We start from the raw sequence: 21,186 nt of genomic DNA on the forward strand, positions 1-21,186 counted from the left end.
GAACAACCGATGACCAGTCCCGACACCGCAGCCGGCATCCGTCTCGAACTGCACCACCGCGCCCTCGGCGACATGACCTCGGGAAAGCCGAAGCGGCTGGTACGCGCCCTGGAGTACCAGGCGGAGGACCTCTCGCCGGAAGCCGCCGAGTACGCCACCGAAGCGGACTTCCTTTCGGTGCTCCGCGTGGCACACTCCACCGACCCCCTGGTGGAGGTCTGGCGCAAGCCCCTCACCCGCTGGGACCACAACGAGAACGTCGCCTGGTCGACCCACCCTCCCCGTACGGACGGACGGCGGGCCGACGTGTACACACTGCTCGGCGTAAGTGACGAAACCCGCAAATTGCTCGATGACCTCGTTCCCGTCTCCAAGGCCGCCAGCGCGGTCGTCATCAGCTCCGAGCACACGCCTTGGTACATCCCTCAGGCCCTCCAGGGACGCCCCTGGTACTGGCCCGCGTATCGCAAACTGCTGACGGAGAAGGGGTGGCCCGAGGAGGTCGTCGCCGGTCTCGACGAGGCGACCGATCGTGTCGTGGAGCGGCTGGCCGACCCGACAGCGCCCGAGGCGTACCAGTCGAAGGGGCTGGTAGTCGGCTACGTCCAGTCAGGCAAGACGGCCAACTTCGCCGGTGTCATCGCCAAGGCGGTCGACGCCGGCTATCGCCTCGTCATCGTCCTCGGCGGCACCCTGAACATGCTGCGCGCCCAGACGCAGCGCCGACTGGACATGGAGCTGGTCGGCCGTGAGAACATCCTGCGCGGCGCGAGCGAGTACGAATCCGACTATGCGGACGACCCCGCCTGGAGCCAAGGAAAGTTCACCGCCTTCGGCGCGCTCCCGTCGTCCCTCGGCGCCTTCGACATCCATCGGATGACGAGCCGGGACGATGACTACCAGAGCCTTCTGAGGGGAATCGTCGCGCTCGAGTACGACAAGCAGGAACCAGGTCTCCCGCTGTACGACCCTCGCAACCTCCACCGTACGGCGGCTCGTCTGATGGTGGTGAAGAAGAACAAGCAGGTCCTGAACAAGCTGGTGAAGGACCTGCGGAAGATCAAGACTCCGCTCTCCGAGATCCCGGTCCTGATCGTGGACGACGAGTCCGACGAGGCATCGGTGAACACCTCGGATCTGGCCAAGCCGAACGCGGAGCGGACCGCGATCAACCAGAAGATCTCCGAGCTCCTGCAGATGCTGCCTCGCGCCCAGTACGTGGGCTACACCGCGACGCCTTTCGCGAACGTCTTCGTCGACCCCAGCGACGCCCAGGACATCTTCCCGAAGGACTTCATCATCTCGCTGCCGCGCCCGTACGAGTACATGGGCGCACGCGACTTCCACGACCTCGACGCGGACCTGTCCGACACCGAGCGAACGTACGAGAACTCCAACGAGATGGCACACGTCCGCTCCATCGTGGTGGAGGACGACGAGGACGACACCTGCCTCGAACGCGCCATGGACATGTTCGTACTGACCGCCGCGATGAAGCTGTACCGCGAGGACAAGGGCGCTCTCGGCGACCGCTACTTCCAGCATCACACGATGCTGATCCACGAGTCCGTCCGACAGGACGTACACCGCGAGCTGCTCGGTCGCGTCACCCGGCTGTGGTGGAACGCCGGCTATCTCGGCCCCACCGGTCGCGAGCGTCTGCGCAACCTGTTCGACACGGACATCGCACCGGTCTCCGCCGTACGCGCCGACGGTCAGGCCGTTCCCGCGTCGTTCGAGGAACTCGCACCGTACATCGGTCCCGCCGCGATTCGGATCGGCGGCGACGACAAGCCGATCATCGTGGTCAATGGCGACAAGGACATCGAGACCGGCGAGGCCGACTTCGACAAGCGGTCGATCTGGAAGATTCTCATCGGCGGACAGAAGCTGGCACGGGGTTTCACCGTCGAGGGTCTGACCGTCTCGTACTTTCGACGCCGCGCGGGCAATGCCTCCACGCTCATGCAGATGGGGCGCTGGTTCGGCTTCCGCAAGGGCTACCGCGACCTGGTGCGGCTCTACCTGGGCCGCCAGGAGACCGTGGGCAGGAAGGAGATCGACCTCTATGAGGGCTTCGAGGCGATCTGCCGTGACGAGGAGGCGTTCCGCGCGGAGCTGGCACAGTACTCGGTGACGGTCGACGGGCGGCCCCAGATCACCCCGGACAAGGTGCCTCCGCTGGTGTCCCAGCACATCCCGTGGCTCAAGCCGACCAGCCCGAACAAGATGTACAACTCGCGTCTGGTCACTCTCCGCTCGCCCGGCCAGTGGCAGGAACCGACGGCCTACCCGGCGAAGGTCTCCGACCTCCGGCACAACACCAACCTGTGGACGCCTGTCCTGGAGTCCCTGTCCACCGAGCCGGTACAGCTCTCCCATGTTTTCCCCCAGGAGGGCGTCACCCACCGATACGCAGCCTTCACGGGCCGTCTGGACGCCGAGGAGTTCCTCGACCTGGTCTCCCGTGTGCGGTGGGGGGCTCCCTCGCAGTTCGCCCCACACCTGGACTATCTGCGGGAGATCACCACCGACGGCCCTGCTCAGGTCGACGACTGGGTCGTACTCGCTCCCCAGCACGCCCAGCCGAATCGACGGATCCGGATCGGCGCCACCGGGCGCGTGTACTCCTACTTCGCTCGTGACCGACGTCGCGACCCGCTCTTCGGCGCCATCAGCGACATGAAGCACCGTTCGGCGGCCAAGCGCATCGCGGGTGGTCTTCCGAGTTCCGGTGACGCGACGGTCGAAAGCCTGGTTGCCCCGCGCCGGGGCGTGCTCGTCCTGTATCCGATCGTCGAGTCCGTGCACCGGGCCGGTCTCACGGACGGCGACGCACTCGATCCGAATCGGATCGTGATGGCCTTCGGTTTCGTCGCCCCGGCCTCGGCCCGCAGCGACGACGGTCGCGTGCTGCGGTTCACCACCGTCGATTCCTCTCAGGAAGGTGTCGCCATCATCGATACGACGGCGCCGGGAGCGACCGGCCGACCGTGAGTCTCACCCGGCACGACATGCGGGCCGACCGAACGAGGAACGACGAAAATCGTGATCACCGACAAGAAGACGCGCCTGCGCACTCTGAGCGTCTGCGCAGGTGCCGGAGGACTTGCCCTTGGCTTGGAGCAGGCCGGCTTCGACCCTGTGCTGCTCCTCGACAATCGGACCGTCGCCTGTGAGACGCTCCGGGCGAACCGGCCGGCCTGGGATGTGCTCGACATCGACCTTCTGGACTTCGACCCCGTAGACCACCAGCAGACCTACGACGTGGACCTGCTCGCGGCCGGGCTCCCCCAGGTCAAGGCTGCCGCCTCCGTCCGCCGTGCAGAGGGGAACAACGAGCTGGAGGTGCTCAAGGCCACCGTCATGCTCATGCACGGTGTACGACCTCGGGCCCTGCTGATCGAGAACGTCCCCGACCTCGTCACCAAACCCGCCTACGGACCGATCCGCGAGTACATCACCGAGGAACTCGTCCACCTCGGATACGACCTCCGCTGGTTCGTGCTCAACGCGGCGGACTTCGGGGTACCACAAGATCGGAAACAAGGAGTTCTGGTCGCGTTCAAGGACGGGCGACTGGGGTCCTTCACGCATCCTGTGGCTTCGGTCACACGCCACCGGACCGTGGGGGAGGCACTCGGCATGTCCATGGGCTCCCGCGGCTGGCTCCAGGCCACGGCATGGGCGGCTCAGGCCGACCGACCGGCCCCGAAACTGGTCGGCGGCTCCTGGAACCGGGGCGGCGGGGACTTGGGCCCGACGGGCACCAAACGTGCGTGGGCACGCATGGGCGTGGACGGTGCCACGATCGCCGACGACGTCCCCGGCCCGGACTTCGTCTGGAATCCGGAGCGGGGCCGCACCGGCATGATGCCCCTCACCACACGCCAAGCCGCCATCCTTCAGGGGTTTCCGCACGATTGGTCCTTCGCGGGCCGGAAGACCGTCCGGTATCGACAGATCGGCCATGCCACTCCTCCTCCGGTCGGACGAGCGCTGGGCGAGGCGATCGGAGCCGCGTTGAAGTGCTGATCGATACGTGCGAAATCCGTCACCTCCGGCCGATCGGGGTCGACCTCCGACAGCTTCGCCACTTGACGAGGGCTGCGGGTAACCTGTGACGCTGCCGGGGTTCCGCGCTCCCCCGCCGAACACACCACCCTTCTGGAGACCACGTGCCACGCCCTGAGATTGTCGACTTGTTCGCCGGGCCCGGCGGGCTCGACGTGGCGGCACGTGAGCTCGGCTATGAGGTCACGGGGATCGAGTTCGACCAGGATGCGTGTGATACACGGGCCGCCGCCGGGCTCCTCACCTTGCAGGGCGATGTCCGCGACTTCGGCCCGCACAAGTTCCCGAACGCCACGGTGCTCGCAGGTGGCCCGCCGTGCCAGACGTTCTCCGTAGCCGGCAGCGGTGCGGGCCGCGCCGCATTGGACGAGGTGATCGGCTTTGCCCGCCGGATGGCGCACGGCGAGGACGTCAGGTCCGAACTCGCTGTACTCGACGACCCGCGCACCGGCCTCGTCCTGGAGCCGCTCCGCTGGGCCTTGGAGGCGCTGCGTGACGGGCGCCCTTACGAGGCGATCGTGCTGGAGCAGGTACCGGCGGTCCTCCCGGTATGGGAGGAGTACGGGAAGATCCTGTCCGAGCACGGCTATTGGGTGGCCGTTCCTGAGGTGCTCCACACGGAACAGTTCGGCGTCCCGCAGACACGCCGCCGCGCCATCCTCGCGGCACGACTGAACCACATCGTCGAGCTGCCGAAACCCACTCACCGGCCGTTCCGCAAGGACGTCCCCCGCGAACAGGGCGATCGAGGCTTGGAGCCCTGGGTCCCCATGTCCGAGGTCCTCGATCGTCCGACCCCCTTCGAGGTCATCTCGAACTACGGCACCGGTGGCGACCCCAAGGCCCGCGGACGTCGCTCGTCCGACCAGCCCGCCTTCACCGTCACCGGGAAGATCTCCCGGAACAGGGTCGTCACACCCGATGGAAAGATCGACCGCTTCTCGGAAGCCGAGGCAGGCGTCCTGCAGACGTTCCCCGCCGACTATCCCTGGTCGGGCCGGGCCGTCGCCCAGCAGATCGGCAACGCGATCCCACCGCTGCTGGGCAAAGCGGTCCTGAATACCGTCATCGGTTCGGCGGACGACTACGCGCGCTGATCAGGCGCCAGGACGGAATCCGAGGGTTTCGCCAGCGATACCCCGGAAAGCCTGGGGGCGGGAACGGAGGCTTCCGGCTCGCCGTCCCCCTTGTCGGACTTCCGCTTCCGCAAGGGGGCCTCGGCGTGCAGCTCCTCGAAGAGAGGGATCAACGCCTCGACCGACGCCCTCTTGACACGGCCGTCGCGGGGGCCTTCCGGCAGACGGTCCCAATCCACCGCCTCCCCGGCGCCAGCTTCGATCCAGTCGAGCAGTTCGTCGGCGTCGGGTTCGGGGTCCTCCGCCAGAACGTCGTAGATCAAGGTACTGCCGGCCGTGTTCACAGCAGATGAGAGGGCGTTGACGTGGTCACCGGGGCGGGCGACCCCCGTGTCGAGAAGGCCGCCGATGACATGGATCATGGCTTGGGCCGTGGGCCGGTGATCGATGACGTCCAAGCGCAGCGTGGTGTTCAGGATGTCCTGGAGTCGACAAGCGGTGACGACGGGTCGGTAGTCGTGACCGTCACGGAACAATTCGGCCGCCCACCACAGGCGGGAGAACGTCTGCGTGTAGTGAGGGCCGCTGAAGCGGGCGGCGGTGGCGATACCCTTGCCGTCGGCGGTGTCGGCGCCCTTGTGACGCCAGACGACGTAGTCCGGGGCGACGATCATGGCCAGGTGGTTCCAGAGACGACTGTCGGCAGCCTCGGCACGGGTCAAGCGCAAGGTCGCGTGGAGCCGGGGAGCCAGCCAGCCGTCGACGGCGAAACGGTCGGCGGCGAAGCGCCTCATGGCCTCGTCGAGGAGTTCGCGGACAGGTGCGGTGTGCCTGCGCTCGGCGGTTCTCGAGTCGTACGCGACGCAGGCACGGGCGAGCGCCACCTGCGGCGGAAGTTCCAGCCCTGACTGAACACCTCGGCTGAGGTGCTTGGTGACGGCAGCGTCGGGAAGCAGCGCGAACACAAGGGGCACGTCAACGGGGGCGAGAGGGCTCATCGGGCACCACTCCTGTCCGCGGCGTCGACGGCGCGCACCGCGTTGGTCAGCTTCTTGGCGATCCGGCTTCGTCTGCCCGCCGCGTACTGGATCGTCGTCTGCAACTCGGACCAACCGAACCCCTTGTCCCGGCGTTCCTCGATGTCGTACAGGGCGTCGGTGAGTTGTCGGCCGGGGAGCACGTCGGGAAGCATCATCCGGAGGACGGCCTCACGCCAGCCCGTCGGCATGACGGGAGTGCCGTCCTCGTCGACGTCGAGGTCGCTGATGGCCGTGTGGAACATGGCGGTCCACGCGTCCTGCGCGATCTGCCCAGAGGTCAGGTCCCGAAGCATGCGCTCGGCCGGACCGCCTCCACTGCCACTGAGCATGTCGACGAGCCCGTCGGCGGATGCCTTATTGAGGTAGACGGTGGGAACGGCACCTGCGGTCTCGACGATCCACGGAGCGTCCCTGTAAGGGCGGAGCCATTCCTCGGGCCCCTCACGGAAGTCCACTTCGACGATCTCGATCTGGCGTTGGCGAACGGGGGTCGCTCCCTTCAGATCCAGGTACCAGTCCTGCGCGGTGGTCCCGATGACACGGCCGGCGACCCCGTCGACGGTGGCCACGACGGTCAAACCGAGAACCGCGCGATCGAGATAACGGCTTCGATGGAGGTCGATGTCGCCGTTCCATACACCGTCGGGCGTCCTTCGCAGACGCGTGGTGGTGCGGGCGTTCGTCGCCTTCTCCGTGAGGACGGCCAGACACACGACATCCGTCCACTCGCCTGTCGAGATCTCGGCCTCGGGGAGCGTCGCCTGCAATCGAAGGGTGCAGAACTCCCAGTCCTCCCGACCCGACTGGTGGAGTGCCACAGCCCGTTCGGTCTTGGAGACATGCGCATACGGGAGTGGAAAAGTCCCATCGACGGCGATCGAGAGCACGTCGAGTTCGATGTCGCCGAAGAGAGTCGGGTAGGGGTGGACGGGCTTCATGCCGTTCCTCCACGGGCTTTCTGGACATCGATGACGAGGCGGGCGAGACGCCCTCGGACGGGGTGGGTCGTGGGGTCGGTGACTCCGGTGAACACGGCGGTTCGCACACCGGCGTCGACGACGAGATTGCCGTTCTCCACACGGCAGTCGTCGGAGGCAGCAAGCACGGCCCACCCGACAGCTGGACGACCGCCGGAACGCACGTCGAACTTGGCCACGGGAGTGAGGACCCAGGGGTCCTCGGCATCGGGAAGCTTGAGGCCGACGGTCACGTTCCAGGCCCCGCTTTCCTCGACGCGGGCCTGCACGCTACGGACGACCGGGAAGCCTTGCGCACGCTTTCCCCCGCCCGTTCCTCCGGTGCCACCATCCAACTTGAGCAACTCGCGCAGGGCGGCGGGACCGTCGGAGCGAGCGGTCTCCCGTCGTCCGACCAAACCCCGTACGGCCTTGTCTATCTCCGCCCGAAATTCCTTGAGTCGAGTGAGGGCGCCCCGCTCGTAAAGAGAGGTGAGTTCCTCGGTCCGGTCCCAACGATCGTGCTCGGGCGGCTCGGAGGCACGCAGGAAAGCCTCGGCAAGTGCCACGTCCTCGCCCTCCCTGCCCGTGGCAAATCCGGCGAGCAGGACGGCCTGGAACGGTGCTGTGCCGAGAGGCAGTTCTCGGGGGCGCTGTTCGGTGATGGTCATCCGATTACCGCGCATGCAGACGACCCGGCTGTGTCGCTCGTCCCGATCAGCGGCCGAGGTGAGCAGAAGGACGGCGCGGTGCTCGCGCCCTTTGTCCCTGGCACGGCCCCGCCCCTTGAGCGGGGAGACGACAAGGGGTACTTCCGCGAGCGCGACCTGATCGCCGGCGGTCAGCTCGGTTACCGTCTCCCCGTCGAGGTACGCCTGGAGGGCACGACCGAGCGCGGGATGATGGCTGTGCGGATCGACACGCTCCTCGGGGACGAGCACGTGTCCGTTGCGGAGGGTGGTGACGCTCGCCTCCATCAGCGCTCCGGCAGCCTTGCCCCCGATCATGGTCGCCCAGAATCCGTCGGCAAGCGATCGGACCAGCTTGTCGTGCATCTCCTGGAGGGTTTCGGCATCACCCGAAGCATCGTGGGCGCCGACGATGAGGAAGGAGGTGCCGGGGTCTCCGCTCGCCCTGCCGAGGTGAAGGTCGCGCACCTCGTCCTCGCCGGCCCACCAGGACCGGGAGACTCCCTTGTGAACGGGGCCGGGCTCCGCCTCGCCGAACCAGGCCGGACCGGCGTACGCCTTGCCGTCGAGCTCATGCCAGGGGAGGTCGAGCCGCCCGACGACACGGCGTTCGGACCGCCCCTCGTGCGGGACGGCGAGCGTGGAGTTGACGAGGACGAGGCCCAACCGGCTGGTAGCCCAAAGAGTGGCCTTGCCCAGTCCGTACGAACCGCCGGCCCGACCGCCCACCTGCTTGTGGCTGTCGAGCTGGCGACGCACCACAGCCGCGTATCGACCGTCCTGGTACTCGGGGCCGGTGAGACCGGCGGCGTTGTAGTCCTCAACCCGAAGCAACAACAGGGAACGCTGCTCGTCCAAGTCGTCGAGTGCGGCTCGCAGGCTACGGGACACTTTCTGTCCGCCGACCGCGGCCGCCTCGTAGTGGGGACGCAGTTCGTCCCACCGCATCGCGGCGAGGAAAACGTCGAGGTGCTCACCGGTGAGCTCGTGCAGCACGTATCGGACACGGACCGGCGCCGCAGGGTCGTGACGCTCGTCGAGCGAGTTCTGGGTCGCTTCGCGGGCGAGGACGGAGAGATCGGCGTCGAAAGCGAAGGCCGCGGCGTTGCCGTACTCACGACCGCCGTCGGCATGGGCCGGCCGATGGTGCCATTGGCGAGGCAACGCGGAGGCCACGTCCTCTGTGCGGTTGTGGACCGAAGCCGGATCGATCCCGAACACGGCGGCGATGGCCCGCTTGGTCTCCGCACGAGGTTCGGCACGTCCGGTGCTCCACGCGGAGACGGCGGCTCGGGTGAGTCCAAGTCGCTGTGCGAGATCGGCCTGCTTCATGTCGGATCGCGCGAGTTGGCGCACCAACCAAGGGCCGAACTCCTCGCCTTGCGGTTCCGTCACGCGTATCCCCCGGAAGCTCATCGTTCACAACGGAAAGACGCGTAGGCCGAGGTGCACTCCGGCTCACGCATCCGGCGAGCAGGCTACCACCCGCGATTTGACGGAGTAGAGGCTGTCAAATATCAGTGAGCGCGGGTTGGTACGCGGGGCACTCGCGGGCGCCGTCGCGCTTGCACGACCGCCGCTACTCGCGCTGCGGCCTTTTGGGGACTTTCGTGCTCCCAGACTCGCAAGGACACCCAGCCTGCCGCCTCCAAGCGTGCGTCCGTATCGGCGTCGCGGACCCTGTTCTTTTCGATCTTCTGGCGCCAGAACTCGGAGTTCCGCTTCGGCCACGTCGCGTGTTCGGGGCATCCGTGCCAGAAACATCCGTCGACGAACACAGCGACCCTGGCCGGGCCGAAGACGATGTCCGCCTCTCGCCGGACCCCCTTCAGGGGACGCCGGTGAACGCGGTAACGGAGCCCAGCAGCGTGCAGGACGCTTCGCAGTGCCTTCTCCGTATCGGTGTCCCGACTGCGCTGTCTGCTCATCCGGGAACTCGTCGCCGCGGTCGTCTCCAGCACTCTCATGGTGGCCATTGTCGCGCGGACCGGCTCTGACCGTACGTGTCCGCGGCGTACCGGGGAGGGTTACGCTCGCAGAACGAGCCGTCGATCCGAAAGGCCCCGCCATGCCCCGCATCCCCTCCCCCGTCACCGCCGCCGCCGGGCTCGTCGGCGGGTACGCCGTCGCGCGGTGGACCAAGAAGCGGCCGCTCGGTGGGGCCGTGCTCGCCGTGGCCGGTGGGGTGGCCGCCCGGGAGTGGCAGCGGGTGGGCGGGGCGAAGGCCTCCGTGGGGCTGACGTCCGCCTACGTCGCCGCGTTCGCCGGGTCCCACCCCCTCGCGAAGAAGATCGGGGCCTGGCCCGCCGTCTTCTCCGTCGCCGGGGCCGTCGCCGCCGCCTCCTGGGCCGTCACCCGCGACAAGGACTGAGCCCACACAACGGGGGGCTCAGCCCCCCAACCCGTGGCTCACCGTATAGATCAGCAGCCCCGCAAGCGCCCCCACCACCGTCCCGTTGATCCGGATGAACTGCAGGTCGCGGCCGATGTTCGCCTCGATCTTCTTCGACGTCTGGGTGGCGTCCCAGCTCGCGACCGTGTCCGTGATCAGGGACGTGATCTCGGTGCGGTAGGTGGTGACGAGGTAGGCCGCCGCGTCCTCCGCCCAGCCGTCCACCTTCGCCTGGAGGCGGGCGTCCGAGGAGAGGCGCCGGCCCAGGGAGATCAGGGAGGCGCGGGCGCGCAGGCGGAGCTGGCTGTGGTCGTCCTCGGCCGCCGCGATGATCAGGGAGCGGACCGACGACCAGGCCGAGGCGATGACGTCCTGGACCTCCGGGCGGGCCAGGAGGTCGGACTTCAGGCGCTCGACACGGGCCCGGGTGTCCGTGTCGGACTGGAGCTCGACCGCGAAGTCCGCCAGGAAGCGGTCGATCGCCCCGCGCGCCGGGTGCCCCGGCATGTCCCGCATCTCCGTGACGAAGCGGAGCAGCTCCTTGTAGACGCGCTCGCCGATCCGCTTGTCCACGAAGCGCGGCGTCCAGCCCGGCGCCCCGCCCTGGACCGCGTCCATCACCGACTCCCCGTGGGTGACCAGCCAGTCGTGGGCGCGGGCGCAGATCAGGTCCACCGCCCGGCGGTGGGCGCCGTCGTCGACGACCTTCTCCAGCGTCTTGCCCAGGGGCGGCGCGATCTCCGCCGACTCCGCCCGCCGGGTGATCGCCTCCCCCACCACCGCCTGCACGTCCGCGTCCCGCAGCACCGTCAGCGCGCCCCGCAGGGCCGTGGACAGCTCCGCGACCACCCGGTCGGCGTGCGCCGGCTCCGCCAGCCAGGCGCCCAGGCGGCCGCCGATGCCCAGGGCGGTCAGCCGGCCCCGTACGACGTCGGCGGAGAGGAAGTTCTCGCCGACGAAGGTGCCGAGCGACGTGCCCAGCTGGTCCTTCTTCTTCGGGATGATCGCCGTGTGCGGGATCGGCAGCCCCAGCGGGTGCCGGAAGAGGGCCGTCACCGCGAACCAGTCCGCGAGCGCGCCCACCATCCCCGCCTCCGCCGCCGCCGCGACGTACCCCGCCCAGGCTCCCGCCCCGGAGTTCCGCGCCCACGTCGCCAGCGCGTAGACCACCGCCACGAGGAGCAGCAGGGACGTCGCCAGCGCCTTCATGCGCCGGACGCCCCTGCTCTTCTCCTCGTCCGCGGCCGTGTACGAGAAACTCACCATGCGTCGACCTCCTACCTCAGGGACTCCCGGCGCTCCTCCCGAGTTCCCCCGTACATCTTCGCGATCACCGCCTCGATGTCCGGTTCCCGCACCGACAGGTCCACGAGCGGATGCGCGGCGGCCACCGCGGCGACCAGCGGGGCCGCCGATTCCGTCGCCGGGAAGGCGAGCCACTGCCGGGGTCCCTCGGCCCGTACGAAGCGGGCACCGGGCACCTCGATCGGGGGCAGCTCGCGCTCCAGGTCCACCACCAGGAGCCGTTCGCTCTCCCCCACCTCGTGCAGCCCGGCCAGTTCGCCGTCGTACATCAGGCGCCCGTGGTCGATGACCATCACCCGGGAGCAGAGCTGCTCGATGTCGGTCAGGTCGTGGGTGGTCAGGAGGACCGTCGTGCCCCGCTCCCCGTTCAGGTCCCGCAGGAACTCCCGCACCTTCGCCTTCGACACCACGTCCAGGCCGATCGTCGGCTCGTCCAGGTACAGCACCTCCGGGTCGTGCAGCAGGGCCGCCGCGATGTCGCCGCGCATCCGCTGGCCGAGCGACAGCTGCCGCACCGGCACGTCGAGCAGGTCCCCCAGGTCCAGGAGCTCCACGCAGCGGTCCAGGTTCTCGCGGTAGCGGGCGTCGGGGATGCGGTACATGCGGTGCATCAGCGTGTACGAGTCCTTCAGCGGCAGGTCCCACCAGAGCGTGGTCCGCTGCCCGAAGACCACCCCTATCCGCCGGGCGAGCCGGGTCCGCTCGCGGGACGGGTCGATGCCCGCGACCCGCAGCCGGCCCCCGCTGGGGGTGAGGATGCCGGTCAGCATCTTGATGGTGGTCGACTTCCCGGCCCCGTTGGGCCCGATGTAGCCGACCATCTCGCCGCGCTCCACCCCGAACGAGATCCCGTCGACCGCCCGGACCTCCCGCTTCTCGCGGCGGACCAGGCCCGCCCGGCGGCGGACGGTGAAGGTCTTCTCCAGCCCGTCCAGATGGATGAAGGGCTCGGTCACGGTCATGGCCTCAGCTTCCCGTCGATCGGTACGAACGGATCCCCGCCCGCCAGGCGAGGCCCGCGACCCCGCAGCAGACGAGCGCCACCAGGGGCGACGCGAACGCCGCCCAGTCCGGCACCCCCGCCGGGGCCGGCCGGCCGAGCACGTACAGGGCGGGCAGCCAGCTCACGAACGCCAGCGGCACCACGTACACCACACCCCGCACCAGCTCCTGCGCGAAGATCGACGGCGGGTACTGGAGGAGGGTGTTCCCGCCGTACGTGAAGGAGTTCGTGACCTCGGCCGCGTCCTGCATCCAGAAGAGCGCGGACGCACCGACCACCATCACCGCGGCGAAGATCACCGCCCCGCAGACCACCGTCACCGGCAGCAGCACGGCCTTCACCGGCGTCCACGCCACGTCGAGCAGGAGCAGGCTCCAGACCAGGACGAGCAGCGCCTGCGCGACCCGGCCGAAGCGGCGCAGCGCGAACTTGTCCGCCGCGACCTGCGCGAGCAGCGGCGCCGGGCGCATCAGGAAGGTGTCGAGCGAGCCGTCCCTGACCCGCTTCCCCATCCGCTGGAGCGAGCCCATCGTCAGGTCCGCGATCCCGAAGGCGGTGCCGGCCGTCCCGTACAGGAAGGCGACCTCCGCGAAGGAGAACCCGCCGAGCCCCTTCACCTGGCCGAACATCAGGAGGATGACGACGAAGTCGAAGAAGGTGACGCAGAAGCTGGTGAAGAGGGTGAGGGCGAAGGAGGAGCGGTACGTCATCGTGGAGCGGATCCACATGGCCGCGACCATCCGGTAGGTGCGGAGGGAGTCGCCGAGGACGCCGTACGGACGGGAGGAGTCGTCGCGGCCGTCGTACGTACGGGAGGAGTCGTCGCGGCCGTCGTACGTACGGGGCGGGTCGCCCGGTCCGTACGTACGCGCGTGGACCTCGTCCGGAAGGCCGGTCGTCGCGTCAGCCACCCTGCACCACCACCTTCCGCGTCGCCATCGCCTGCGCCGCCCGGCCCGCACCGAGCAGCACCAGGGCCCAGCAGCCCTGGAAGGCGTACGCCCCCGCGAGCTCCCCGCCCTCGTACTTGCCCAGGTAGACGTCGGCCGGCACCTGGAGGAGGGAGGCCCAGGGCAGCATCCGGGCGACCTCGCCCAGGGCGCCGGGGAAGACGTTCAGCGGGAGCAGCATCCCCGAGAAGAACAGGCCGCCCAGCCAGGCCACCTGCACCACCCCCTGGCCGTCGAGCAGCCAGAACGCGCTCATCGCCACCAGGTACCAGAGCGCGAAGCCGACCACCGAGCCCAGCGCCACCGCGAGCAGGAACGCCGCCCAGCCGGCCGGTCCGGACGGCAGGGTGAAGCCGAAGACGAGCGCGCCGAGCGTCATCGGGGCGACGCCCCGGCCGAGGAGCTGGAAGGCGGCCCGGCCGGCGTTGGCCGAGAACCACCAGGCCTGGAGGTCGGCCGGGCGGTAGAGGTCGACGGCGATGTCCCCGGTCCTGATCCGCTCGATCAGCTCCTCCTCGAAGCCGCCGCCCATCAGGCCGCAGACGGTGAGCAGGGCCTGCCCGATCCACACGTAGGCGAGGGCGTCGTCCACGGAGTAGCCGCCGAGGTGGGGCCGTTCGTCCCAGAGGGCGATGTACGTGTAGGAGAGGACGAGGCCGAAGACGCTGTTGGTGAAGACGCCCGCCGCCGTGGCCACCCGGTAGGTGGCGTACCGCCGGAACCCTCCCGCGGCCACCGTCGCGTACAGCCGCAGCATGGAGCTCCCTTTCCGAGGGGTGAACTGCCGAGGGGGTGAACTTCCAAGGGGGTGAACGGGGACGAAGCGCACGACCCTAGCGGGAGGGCCGTGCCCGTCGCGACCGGTTTTCTCGCCGCGCCCGCGTCGTGTGCCTCGGTCGCGTTACCTTCGAGTCGCTTTCATGACTTTTGGTGCATTACGGGCAATATGTGATGCCATGTCCCTCTCCTCGTCCCCTTCTCCCGGCACGGGCTCCGGCGCGAGCGACCCGAACGGCACCCCCCGGACGTCCCGCCCGGGCTGGGAGCCGAGGGATCCCACCCTGCCCCCGACCGGCCGGGCGACCGCCCCCGCGCCCCGCCGCCGCGGCCCCTTCCGGCGCTTCCTCCGCCGCCTCCTCGGCACCCTGCTCCTGGGCACGCTGCTGCTCGCCGGCGCCTTCGCCGCCGGCTACCTCCTGGTGGAGATCCCGCCCGCCAACGCCGCCGCCACCGCCCAGTCCAACGTCTACCTCTACCGGGACGGCACCCCCCTCGCCCGCGACGGCGAGGTCAACCGCGAGAGCGTCCGGCTCGACCGGATCCCGCTCACCCTCCAGCGGGCCGTCCTCGCCGCCGAGGAACGCGACTTCGCCACCTCCCGGGCCGTCGACCCCAAGGCGATGGTCCGCGCCGCCTGGCACACCGTCACCGGCAAGGGCCGCCAGTCCGGCTCCACCATCACCCAGCAGTACGTCAAGAACTACTACCTGGGCCAGGAGCAGACCGTCAGCCGCAAGGCCAAGGAGTTCTTCATCGCGATCAGGCTCGGCCGCGAGAAGAGCAAGCAGGACATCCTCCAGGGCTACCTGAACACCAGCTACTTCGGACGCAACGCCTACGGCGTGCAGGCCGCCGCCCGCGCCTACTACGGCAAGGACGTCGAACGCCTCGACACCGCCGAGGGCGCCTACCTCGCCTCCCTGCTCAAGGCTCCCAGCGCCTACGACGTCACCACCCACCCCCAGAACCGGGCCAAGGCCGTCGCCCGCTGGCACTACGTCCTCGACGGCATGGTCACCGAGGGCTGGCTGAGCCGCGCCGACCGCGCCGCCCTCCGCTTCCCCGACCCGCAGACCGCACGCTCCGTCACCGCCCTGTCCGGGCAGCGCGGTTACGTCGTCCAGGCCGTCGAGGAGTACCTGACCAGCCGCGGGATCGTCGACCGGAAGACCCTCGCCGGCGGCGGCTTCCGCATCACCACCACCCTGGAACCCGCCAAGCAGGAGGCCCTCGCCGAGGCCGTCGAGGACCGGGTCGTCTCCCGCCTCGACCCCGACCGCAACCCCGCCGACCGCTTCGTGCGCGTCGGGGCGGCGTCCGTCGACCCGGCGAACGGCCGGGTCCTCGCGATGTACGGCGGGATCGACTACACCCGCCAGTACGTCAACAACGCCACCCGCCGCGACTACCAGGTCGGCTCCACCTTCAAGCCCTTCGTCCTCACCGCCGCCGTCCAGAGCGGCGCCCGCACCCAGCAGGGCCGCCCCATCACCCCCTCCACGCTGTACGACGGGACCAACCGGCGCCCCGTGGAGGGCTGGAGCGGCGGCCCGTACGACCCGGCCAACGAGGACGACGCCAGCTACGGCGTGATCCCCGTCGGCACCGCCACCGACCTGTCGGTGAACGCCGTCTACGCCCAGATGGCCGTCGACGTCGGCCCCGCCCACGTGCGCCGGACCGCGATCGCCCTCGGCCTGCCCGGCTCCACCCCCGACCTCACCGCCTCCCCCTCCATCGCGCTCGGCGCCGCCACCGCCAGCGTCCTCGACATGGCCACGGCGTACGCCACGCTCGCCGCCCACGGCAGGCTCGGCGCGTACACCCTGGTCGAGGGCGTCACCCGGGGCGGCGAGAAGCTGGCGCTGCCCGCCCTCCAACCCCGCCAGGCGGTGACCCGGGAGGCCGCCGACACCACCACCTCGGTCCTCCGGGGCGTCGTCGAGGCGGGCACGGGAACGGCCGCGCGGAGCGCCGGACGCCCGGCGGCGGGCAAGACGGGCACGGCGGAGGACGACAAGGCCGCCTGGTTCGCGGGCTACACCCCGGAACTCGCCACCGTCGTCGCGCTGATGGGCCAGGACCCCGAGACGGGACACCAGGAACCGCTCTACGGGGCGCTCGGCGAGGAACGGGTCGCCGGCGGCGGGGCACCCGCCGAGATCTGGGGCCGCTTCACCCGCGAGGCCCTGGCCGGGACGCCCCCGCGCGACTTCGACCTCCGGCCGATGCCGGGGGCCGAGGCCGGAGCGGGCTCGTCCGCGACGCCGACGCCCGCGCCGACCTCGGTACTGGCGCCGGTGCCGGACGGCACGGAGGAGTACGTGACCGGGGAGGCGGGCCCGGAGGCGGCCCCGGCCCGGGGCACCGGCCCGGACGCCCCCGGACGGGAGGCCGGACCTCGTACCGCCGAACGGGGGACGCCCGCCCACCGGCCGGACGGTCAGTGAGGTCGGTGAGGTCAGTGACCCGAGGTCGCCTTCAGGCCCACCACGGCCACGAGCAGCAGACAGACGAAGAAGATGCGGGCGGCGGTCGCCGGCTCCCCCAGCACCACCATGCCGAACACCGCCGCACCGGCCGCGCCGATGCCGACCCACACGCCGTACGCCGTACCGATCGGCAGCGTCTTCGCCGCCTGCGAAAGCAGCAGCATGGAGACGACGATCCCGGCGCCGGTGAACACGCTCGGCCACAGGCGGGTGAAGCCCTCGGTGTACTTCATCCCGATCGACCAGGCGACTTCCAGCAGACCCGCGACGACGAGAAGGACCCAGGCCATGACGACACCTCCGTGAGACGGAACAACAGGGGTGCGTCGTCTTGTCGTGTACCCGGTACGGCGCGTCTCGTCGGGGTCCCTCCAGGCTAGCAAAGGAAGACGGAAGGCCCCGGTGACCATGGTCACCGGGGCCTCACGGGATTCTGCGCCTACAGATAGAGCCCGGTCGAGTCCGACGTCCCCTGGAACCGGTCCGCCGCCACCGCGTGCAGGTCGCGCTCCCGCATCAGGACGTACGCGACGCCCCGCACCTCGACCTCGGCGCGGTCCTCGGGGTCGTACAGGACCCGGTCGCCGGTCTCGACCGTACGCACGTTCTGGCCGATCGCGACCACCTCGGCCCAGGCGAGGCGACGGCCGACGGCGGCGGTCGCCGGGATCAGGATGCCGCCGCCGGAGCGCCGCTCGCCCTCCGGGGAGTCGGTACGGACCAGGACCCGGTCGTGGAGCATCCGGATGGGCAGCTTGTCGTGGGTGTTCTCGCTCACGGGGTGAACCTACCCGGCCGGGCGTGTCGCCCGTGCACGGGAGCCGCACGACGGGCCGAGCCGGCCGTACGACAGGCCGCACCGTCCGCACGACCGGTCGCACCGGCCGCGACGACCGCACCGGTCGCGCCCGGAGCCGTCACTTCCCGGCCTTGCGCCCCGCCGTGGCGATCAGACCGACGACCGCGACGACCGCGAGCGCCGCCGGCACCACGCGCTCCAGGCGGGGCGTGCCGTCCGCGTGGGTGAAGCGGGCCTTCACGTCCGAGACGACCCGGTTGACGGCGACGAAGGCGCGGCCGGCGGTCTGGTCGACCGTCGAGGCCACCCTCGCCTTCGCGTCCCCGATGATCGTCTTCGGGTGCACTCGAATGCCGATCTCGTCGAGAGTGACGGCGAGCTGCTCGCGCCGGCGGACGATGTCCGCCTCGATCTGCGCAGGGGTCCTGGCGTCCGACACCGCACTGCCTCCGTAGTCGTGATCGCCGTGATCGTCGTGATCCGGTCGTTGGTGGACAGTCTGTCAGCTCCGCCGCCGAAGGGTCGCCCCACACCCCCATTAGGCTCTGGACGCGTACGCGAACGTTTCCCGAGGAGAGCCATGAGCGAGCGACTGCAGCCCGGCGACACCGCCCCCGCCTTCACCCTGCCCGACGCGGACGGCAACGAGGTCTCCCTCGCGGACCACCTCGGCCGCAAGGTCATCGTCTACTTCTACCCCGCCGCCCTCACCCCCGGCTGCACCAAGCAGGCCTGCGACTTCACCGACAACCTGGAACTGCTCGCGGGCGCCGGGTACGACGTCATCGGCGTGTCCCCGGACAAGCCGGAGAAGCTGGCGAAGTTCCGCGAGAAGGAGGACCTGAAGGTCACCCTGGTCGGCGACCCGGAGAAGAAGGTCCTGGAGGCGTACGGCGCCTTCGGCGAGAAGAAGCTGTACGGCAAGACGGTCACCGGCGTGATCCGCTCCACCGTGGTCGTCGACGAGGAGGGCAAGGTCGAGCGCGCCCTCTACAACGTGAAGGCCACCGGCCACGTCGCCAAGATCATCCGGGACCTGGGCGTCGAGGCCTGAGTTCCCCCCGCGGTGTGACGGGAATCGCACTTCCGGCCGATTCCCGTTTGCGAACTCCATGACCGCGCAGAAGAGCCTCTTGTGTGTGTTTCCCGCAGAGAGGACTGACGGTCATGCCGGCCACCGACAACGACCCCGCGGCCGACCCCGAGGCCCTGAGACGCCACCCCCGGCTCTTCAGGGCCGTCAGCCGGCGCAAGCAGCCCCGGCTGCGGCGGACCGACATCACGGTGACGGACGAGGCGGCGGTCAGGCGGGCCGTGAAGGCGGCCTCGCTCGGCAACGCCATGGAGTGGTTCGACTTCGGCATCTACGCCTACCTCGCCGTCACCCTCGGACACGTCTTCTTCCCGTCCGGGAACGACACCGTCCAGCTCCTGTCGTCGTTCGCGACCTTCGCGGTCGCCTTCCTGGTGCGCCCGCTCGGCGGCATGTTCTTCGGCCCGATGGGCGACCGGATCGGCCGCAAGAAGGTCCTCGCGCTGACCATGATCCTGATGGCGGTCGGAACCTTCGCGATCGGCCTGATCCCGTCGTACGCCTCGATCGGCTTCTGGGCGCCGGCGCTCCTGATCGCCTTCCGGATGCTCCAGGGCTTCTCGACGGGCGGCGAGTACGGCGGGGCCTCGACCTTCATCGCCGAGTACGCGCCCGACCGGCGCCGCGGCTACTTCGGCAGCTTCCTGGAGGTCGGCACCCTGGCGGGGTACGTCGGCGCGGCCGGCCTGGTGACGGCGCTCACCGCGTGGCTCGGCTCCGACACGATGGAGGCGTGGGGCTGGCGCGTGCCGTTCCTGGTGGCGGGGCCGCTGGGCCTGGTCGGCCTCTACCTGCGGATGCGGCTGGACGAGACGCCGGCCTTCCAGCGCCTGGAGTCCGACGCGGCGCACCCGTCGGAGGCGGCGGACGCGGTGGAGACCACGACCAAGGGCGACCTGGCGAAGATCTTCCGGCAGCAGTGGCCGATGCTGGTGCTGTGCGTGGCGCTGGTGGGCGCGTACAACATCACCGACTACATGGTCCTCTCCTACATGCCGACGTACCTCTCGGACGAGCTCGGCTACAGCGAGACGCACGGCCTGCTGATCCTGGTCCTGGTCATGGTCCTCCTCATGCTGGTCATCACCCGGGTCGGCAGGCTGAACGACCGGTTCGGCCGCAAGCCGGTCCTGATGGCGGGCATGCTGGGCTTCCTCTTCCTCTCCCTGCCGGCGTTCCTGCTGATCGGCCGGGGCGGGATCCCGGCGATCACGGCGGGCATGCTGATGCTCGGCCTGTCGCTCGTCTGCATGCTCGGCACGATGTCGGCGGCGCTCCCGGCCCTCTTCCCGACGGACGTCCGCTACGGGTCCCTGTCGGTGGGCTACAACCTCTCCACGTCCCTCTTCGGCGGCACGACCCCCCTCGTGATCACGGCCCTGATCGGCGCGACCGGCAACGACCTGATGCCGGCGTACTACGCGATGGGCGCGGCCCTCGTCGGCGTCGTCGCCGTCGCCTGCATGAAGGAAACGGCCCAACAGCCCCTGGAGGGCTCGCCCCCGTCGGTGGAGACCCCCGAGGAGGCGGCGGAAATGGTCCTGTCCCGCGCCCCGGAACCGAAGTTCTGAGCCTGCTTTCCGCATGAACGGCCCGCACCGGTTGCTTCCGGCGCGGGCCGTTCGCCTCGGGATGGGCGGATCTGATGCGCTGCCTCAGTGTCGCGGAGAGTGGCGGGCGGCGCCGGACGCTGCAGTCGAAACCTGGTGCCGGGGGAAGCGTCGAAGCACCCCGCAGACGGACACCGTGTGACCGCTACCATGGCTGTGCACGCGGCCGTGGCGAAATTGGCAGTACGCGCGGGCCTTAGGAGCCCGTGGGAGAAATCCCGTGAGGGTTCGAGTCCCTCCGGCCGCACCAGAACGGCCTGCACGTCGAGCAACCGACGCGCAGGCCGTTTCCCGTTCCGGGCTCAGCCCAACAGCTCCCGCACCACCGGTACCAGCGCGCGGAACGCCTTGCCGCGGTGGCTGATCGCGTTCTTCTGAGCCGGGGTCAGTTCCGCGCAGGTGACGTCGTGGCCCTCGGGCTGGAGGATCGGGTCGTAGCCGAAGCCGTTGGTGCCGACGGGGGCGTGGCGGAGGGTGCCCGGCATGGTGCCTTCCACGACGCGTTCCGTGCCGTCCGGGAGGGCGAGGGCGGCGGCGCAGGCGAAGTGGGCGCCGCGGTGTTCGTCCGCGATGTCGGAGAGCTGCGCCAGGAGCAGGTCCAGGTTGGCGCGGTCGTCTCCGTGGGTGCCGGACCAGCGGGCGGAGAAGATGCCCGGGGCGCCGTTGAGGACGTCGACGCAGAGGCCCGAGTCGTCGGCGACGGCGGGCAGGCCGGTGGCCCGCGCCAGGGCGTGGGCCTTGAGGAGGGCGTTCTCCGCGAAGGTGACGCCGGTCTCCTTGACGTCGGGCACCTCCGGGTACGCGTCCGCGCCGACGAGTTCGAGGTCGAGGCCCGCGTCGGCGAGGATCGCGTGGAGTTCGGTGATCTTGCCCGCGTTGCGGGTGGCGAGGATCAGACGGGTCATGGGGGCGATTATCCCGGGACCG

At 69.8% G+C, this 21,186-nt stretch carries 19 protein-coding genes, 1 tRNA gene and 1 riboswitch; of the genes, 8 read left to right on the forward strand and 12 right to left on the reverse strand.

Going from position 1 to position 21,186, the window contains the following annotated elements:
• The first annotated feature begins 9 nt into the window (after positions 1 to 9).
• The 3 genes from CP977_RS12830 (at position 10) to CP977_RS12840 (ending at position 5,171) form a co-directional block, all read left to right on the forward strand.
• The gene (locus CP977_RS12830; protein ID WP_152370128.1) at positions 10 to 2,997 is read left to right on the forward strand and encodes a Z1 domain-containing protein; all 2,988 of its coding nucleotides are present in this window, start codon (positions 10 to 12) and stop codon (positions 2,995 to 2,997) included.
• A 54-nt stretch (positions 2,998 to 3,051) separates the two neighbouring features.
• Positions 3,052 to 4,035, forward strand: coding sequence for a DNA cytosine methyltransferase (locus CP977_RS12835; protein ID WP_152371560.1), 984 nt, complete (start codon positions 3,052 to 3,054; stop codon positions 4,033 to 4,035).
• A gap of 143 nt (positions 4,036 to 4,178) precedes the next feature.
• The gene (locus CP977_RS12840) at positions 4,179 to 5,171 is read left to right on the forward strand and encodes a DNA cytosine methyltransferase (protein ID WP_152370129.1); all 993 of its coding nucleotides are present in this window, start codon (positions 4,179 to 4,181) and stop codon (positions 5,169 to 5,171) included.
• Here CP977_RS12840 and CP977_RS12845 read toward each other — a convergent pair.
• The 4 genes from CP977_RS12845 to CP977_RS12860 form a co-directional block, all read right to left on the reverse strand.
• Complete coding sequence (locus tag CP977_RS12845) at positions 5,159 to 6,148, reverse strand: DUF6339 family protein (protein ID WP_152370130.1); 990 nt, start codon at positions 6,146 to 6,148, stop codon at positions 5,159 to 5,161. The two genes, CP977_RS12840 and CP977_RS12845, sit on opposite strands and share 13 nt — an antisense overlap.
• Entirely contained in the window at positions 6,145 to 7,128 is a 984-nt protein-coding gene (locus tag CP977_RS12850; protein WP_152370131.1) for a hypothetical protein, read from the reverse strand. The genes CP977_RS12845 and CP977_RS12850 overlap by 4 nt, the downstream gene beginning before the upstream one ends.
• Complete coding sequence (locus CP977_RS12855) at positions 7,125 to 9,251, reverse strand: helix-turn-helix transcriptional regulator (protein WP_152370132.1); 2,127 nt, start codon at positions 9,249 to 9,251, stop codon at positions 7,125 to 7,127. The genes CP977_RS12850 and CP977_RS12855 overlap by 4 nt, the downstream gene beginning before the upstream one ends.
• A gap of 101 nt (positions 9,252 to 9,352) precedes the next feature.
• Positions 9,353 to 9,811 carry a very short patch repair endonuclease gene (locus tag CP977_RS12860; RefSeq protein WP_208420708.1) on the reverse strand — a complete coding sequence of 153 codons (459 nt, stop codon included), beginning with the start codon at positions 9,809 to 9,811 and terminating at the stop codon, positions 9,353 to 9,355.
• Positions 9,812 to 9,903: 92 nt separating this feature from the next.
• Between CP977_RS12860 and CP977_RS12865 the strand changes: the two genes are divergently transcribed.
• On the forward strand, positions 9,904 to 10,206 hold the full coding sequence (locus CP977_RS12865; protein WP_062755314.1) for a hypothetical protein: 303 nt from the start codon (positions 9,904 to 9,906) through the stop codon (positions 10,204 to 10,206).
• Between the two features lie 18 nt (positions 10,207 to 10,224).
• Here CP977_RS12865 and CP977_RS12870 read toward each other — a convergent pair whose 3' ends face one another.
• From CP977_RS12870 to CP977_RS12885, 4 genes are all read right to left on the reverse strand, one after another.
• The gene (locus CP977_RS12870; protein ID WP_062755311.1) at positions 10,225 to 11,493 is read right to left on the reverse strand and encodes a DUF445 domain-containing protein; all 1,269 of its coding nucleotides are present in this window, start codon (positions 11,491 to 11,493) and stop codon (positions 10,225 to 10,227) included.
• An 11-nt stretch (positions 11,494 to 11,504) separates the two neighbouring features.
• Complete coding sequence (locus CP977_RS12875) at positions 11,505 to 12,494, reverse strand: ABC transporter ATP-binding protein (protein WP_062755310.1); 990 nt, start codon at positions 12,492 to 12,494, stop codon at positions 11,505 to 11,507.
• A gap of 4 nt (positions 12,495 to 12,498) precedes the next feature.
• Positions 12,499 to 13,275 (reverse strand): ABC transporter permease, encoded by a 777-nt coding sequence (locus CP977_RS12880; protein ID WP_062757071.1) that lies wholly within the window; start codon positions 13,273 to 13,275, stop codon positions 12,499 to 12,501.
• A gap of 163 nt (positions 13,276 to 13,438) precedes the next feature.
• Positions 13,439 to 14,239, reverse strand: coding sequence for an ABC transporter permease (locus CP977_RS12885; protein ID WP_183953209.1), 801 nt, complete (start codon positions 14,237 to 14,239; stop codon positions 13,439 to 13,441).
• A gap of 202 nt (positions 14,240 to 14,441) precedes the next feature.
• Here CP977_RS12885 and CP977_RS12890 point away from each other — a divergent pair, with 202 nt between their 5' ends.
• Positions 14,442 to 16,715, forward strand: coding sequence for a transglycosylase domain-containing protein (locus CP977_RS12890; protein ID WP_229991627.1), 2,274 nt, complete (start codon positions 14,442 to 14,444; stop codon positions 16,713 to 16,715).
• A gap of 11 nt (positions 16,716 to 16,726) precedes the next feature.
• On the opposite strand, the gene CP977_RS12895 is transcribed toward CP977_RS12890, so the two are convergent.
• The 3 genes from CP977_RS12895 to CP977_RS12905 all read right to left on the reverse strand — a co-directional run bounded on the left by CP977_RS12895 (position 16,727) and on the right by CP977_RS12905 (position 17,995).
• Positions 16,727 to 17,047, reverse strand: a complete 321-nt coding sequence (locus CP977_RS12895; RefSeq protein WP_079131188.1) for a DMT family transporter — start codon at positions 17,045 to 17,047, stop codon at positions 16,727 to 16,729.
• A gap of 30 nt (positions 17,048 to 17,077) precedes the next feature.
• Positions 17,078 to 17,148: riboswitch (guanidine-III (ykkC-III) riboswitch) on the reverse strand.
• 48 nt (positions 17,149 to 17,196) lie between these two features.
• A complete protein-coding gene (locus CP977_RS12900) occupies positions 17,197 to 17,535 on the reverse strand; it encodes a GroES family chaperonin (protein ID WP_030210124.1) in 339 nt (112 codons plus the stop codon).
• 139 nt (positions 17,536 to 17,674) lie between these two features.
• The gene (locus CP977_RS12905) at positions 17,675 to 17,995 is read right to left on the reverse strand and encodes a DUF3618 domain-containing protein (RefSeq protein ID WP_062755309.1); all 321 of its coding nucleotides are present in this window, start codon (positions 17,993 to 17,995) and stop codon (positions 17,675 to 17,677) included.
• Between the two features lie 141 nt (positions 17,996 to 18,136).
• On the opposite strand from CP977_RS12905, the gene bcp reads away from it, so the two are divergent.
• From bcp to CP977_RS12920, 3 genes are all read left to right on the forward strand, one after another.
• Entirely contained in the window at positions 18,137 to 18,610 is a 474-nt protein-coding gene (gene bcp, locus CP977_RS12910; RefSeq protein WP_062755307.1) for a thioredoxin-dependent thiol peroxidase, read from the forward strand.
• Between the two features lie 113 nt (positions 18,611 to 18,723).
• Entirely contained in the window at positions 18,724 to 20,220 is a 1,497-nt protein-coding gene (proP, locus tag CP977_RS12915; RefSeq protein ID WP_109186047.1) for a glycine betaine/L-proline transporter ProP, read from the forward strand.
• Positions 20,221 to 20,421: 201 nt separating this feature from the next.
• A tRNA-Leu gene (locus CP977_RS12920) sits at positions 20,422 to 20,509 on the forward strand.
• Between the two features lie 52 nt (positions 20,510 to 20,561).
• Here CP977_RS12920 and rdgB read toward each other — a convergent pair.
• Positions 20,562 to 21,164 (reverse strand): RdgB/HAM1 family non-canonical purine NTP pyrophosphatase, encoded by a 603-nt coding sequence (gene rdgB / locus CP977_RS12925; RefSeq protein ID WP_152370134.1) that lies wholly within the window; start codon positions 21,162 to 21,164, stop codon positions 20,562 to 20,564.
• Positions 21,165 to 21,186 lie beyond the last annotated feature (22 nt).

This window comes from Streptomyces cinereoruber (assembly GCF_009299385.1).
Lineage (GTDB): Bacteria > Actinomycetota > Actinomycetes > Streptomycetales > Streptomycetaceae > Streptomyces > Streptomyces bikiniensis.

Bases quoted from the DNA above. Each gene is read 5' to 3' on its own strand.
- CP977_RS12895 (WP_079131188.1), bottom strand. From the start codon at position 17,047: ATGGCCTGGGTCCTTCTCGTCGTCGCGGGTCTGCTGGAAGTCGCCTGG.
- CP977_RS12850 (WP_152370131.1), bottom strand. From the start codon at position 7,128: ATGAAGCCCGTCCACCCCTACCCGACTCTCTTCGGCGACATCGAACTC.
- CP977_RS12870 (WP_062755311.1), bottom strand. From the start codon at position 11,493: ATGGTGAGTTTCTCGTACACGGCCGCGGACGAGGAGAAGAGCAGGGGC.
- CP977_RS12855 (WP_152370132.1), bottom strand. From the start codon at position 9,251: ATGAGCTTCCGGGGGATACGCGTGACGGAACCGCAAGGCGAGGAGTTC.
- CP977_RS12875 (WP_062755310.1), bottom strand. From the start codon at position 12,494: ATGACCGTGACCGAGCCCTTCATCCATCTGGACGGGCTGGAGAAGACC.
- CP977_RS12845 (WP_152370130.1), bottom strand. From the start codon at position 6,148: ATGAGCCCTCTCGCCCCCGTTGACGTGCCCCTTGTGTTCGCGCTGCTT.
- CP977_RS12880 (WP_062757071.1), bottom strand. From the start codon at position 13,275: ATGGTCGCGGCCATGTGGATCCGCTCCACGATGACGTACCGCTCCTCC.
- CP977_RS12860 (WP_208420708.1), bottom strand. From the start codon at position 9,811: ATGGCCACCATGAGAGTGCTGGAGACGACCGCGGCGACGAGTTCCCGG.
- rdgB (WP_152370134.1), bottom strand. From the start codon at position 21,164: ATGACCCGTCTGATCCTCGCCACCCGCAACGCGGGCAAGATCACCGAA.
- CP977_RS12830 (WP_152370128.1), top strand. From the start codon at position 10: ATGACCAGTCCCGACACCGCAGCCGGCATCCGTCTCGAACTGCACCAC.
- CP977_RS12865 (WP_062755314.1), top strand. From the start codon at position 9,904: ATGCCCCGCATCCCCTCCCCCGTCACCGCCGCCGCCGGGCTCGTCGGC.
- CP977_RS12890 (WP_229991627.1), top strand. From the start codon at position 14,442: ATGTCCCTCTCCTCGTCCCCTTCTCCCGGCACGGGCTCCGGCGCGAGC.
- bcp (WP_062755307.1), top strand. From the start codon at position 18,137: ATGAGCGAGCGACTGCAGCCCGGCGACACCGCCCCCGCCTTCACCCTG.
- proP (WP_109186047.1), top strand. From the start codon at position 18,724: ATGCCGGCCACCGACAACGACCCCGCGGCCGACCCCGAGGCCCTGAGA.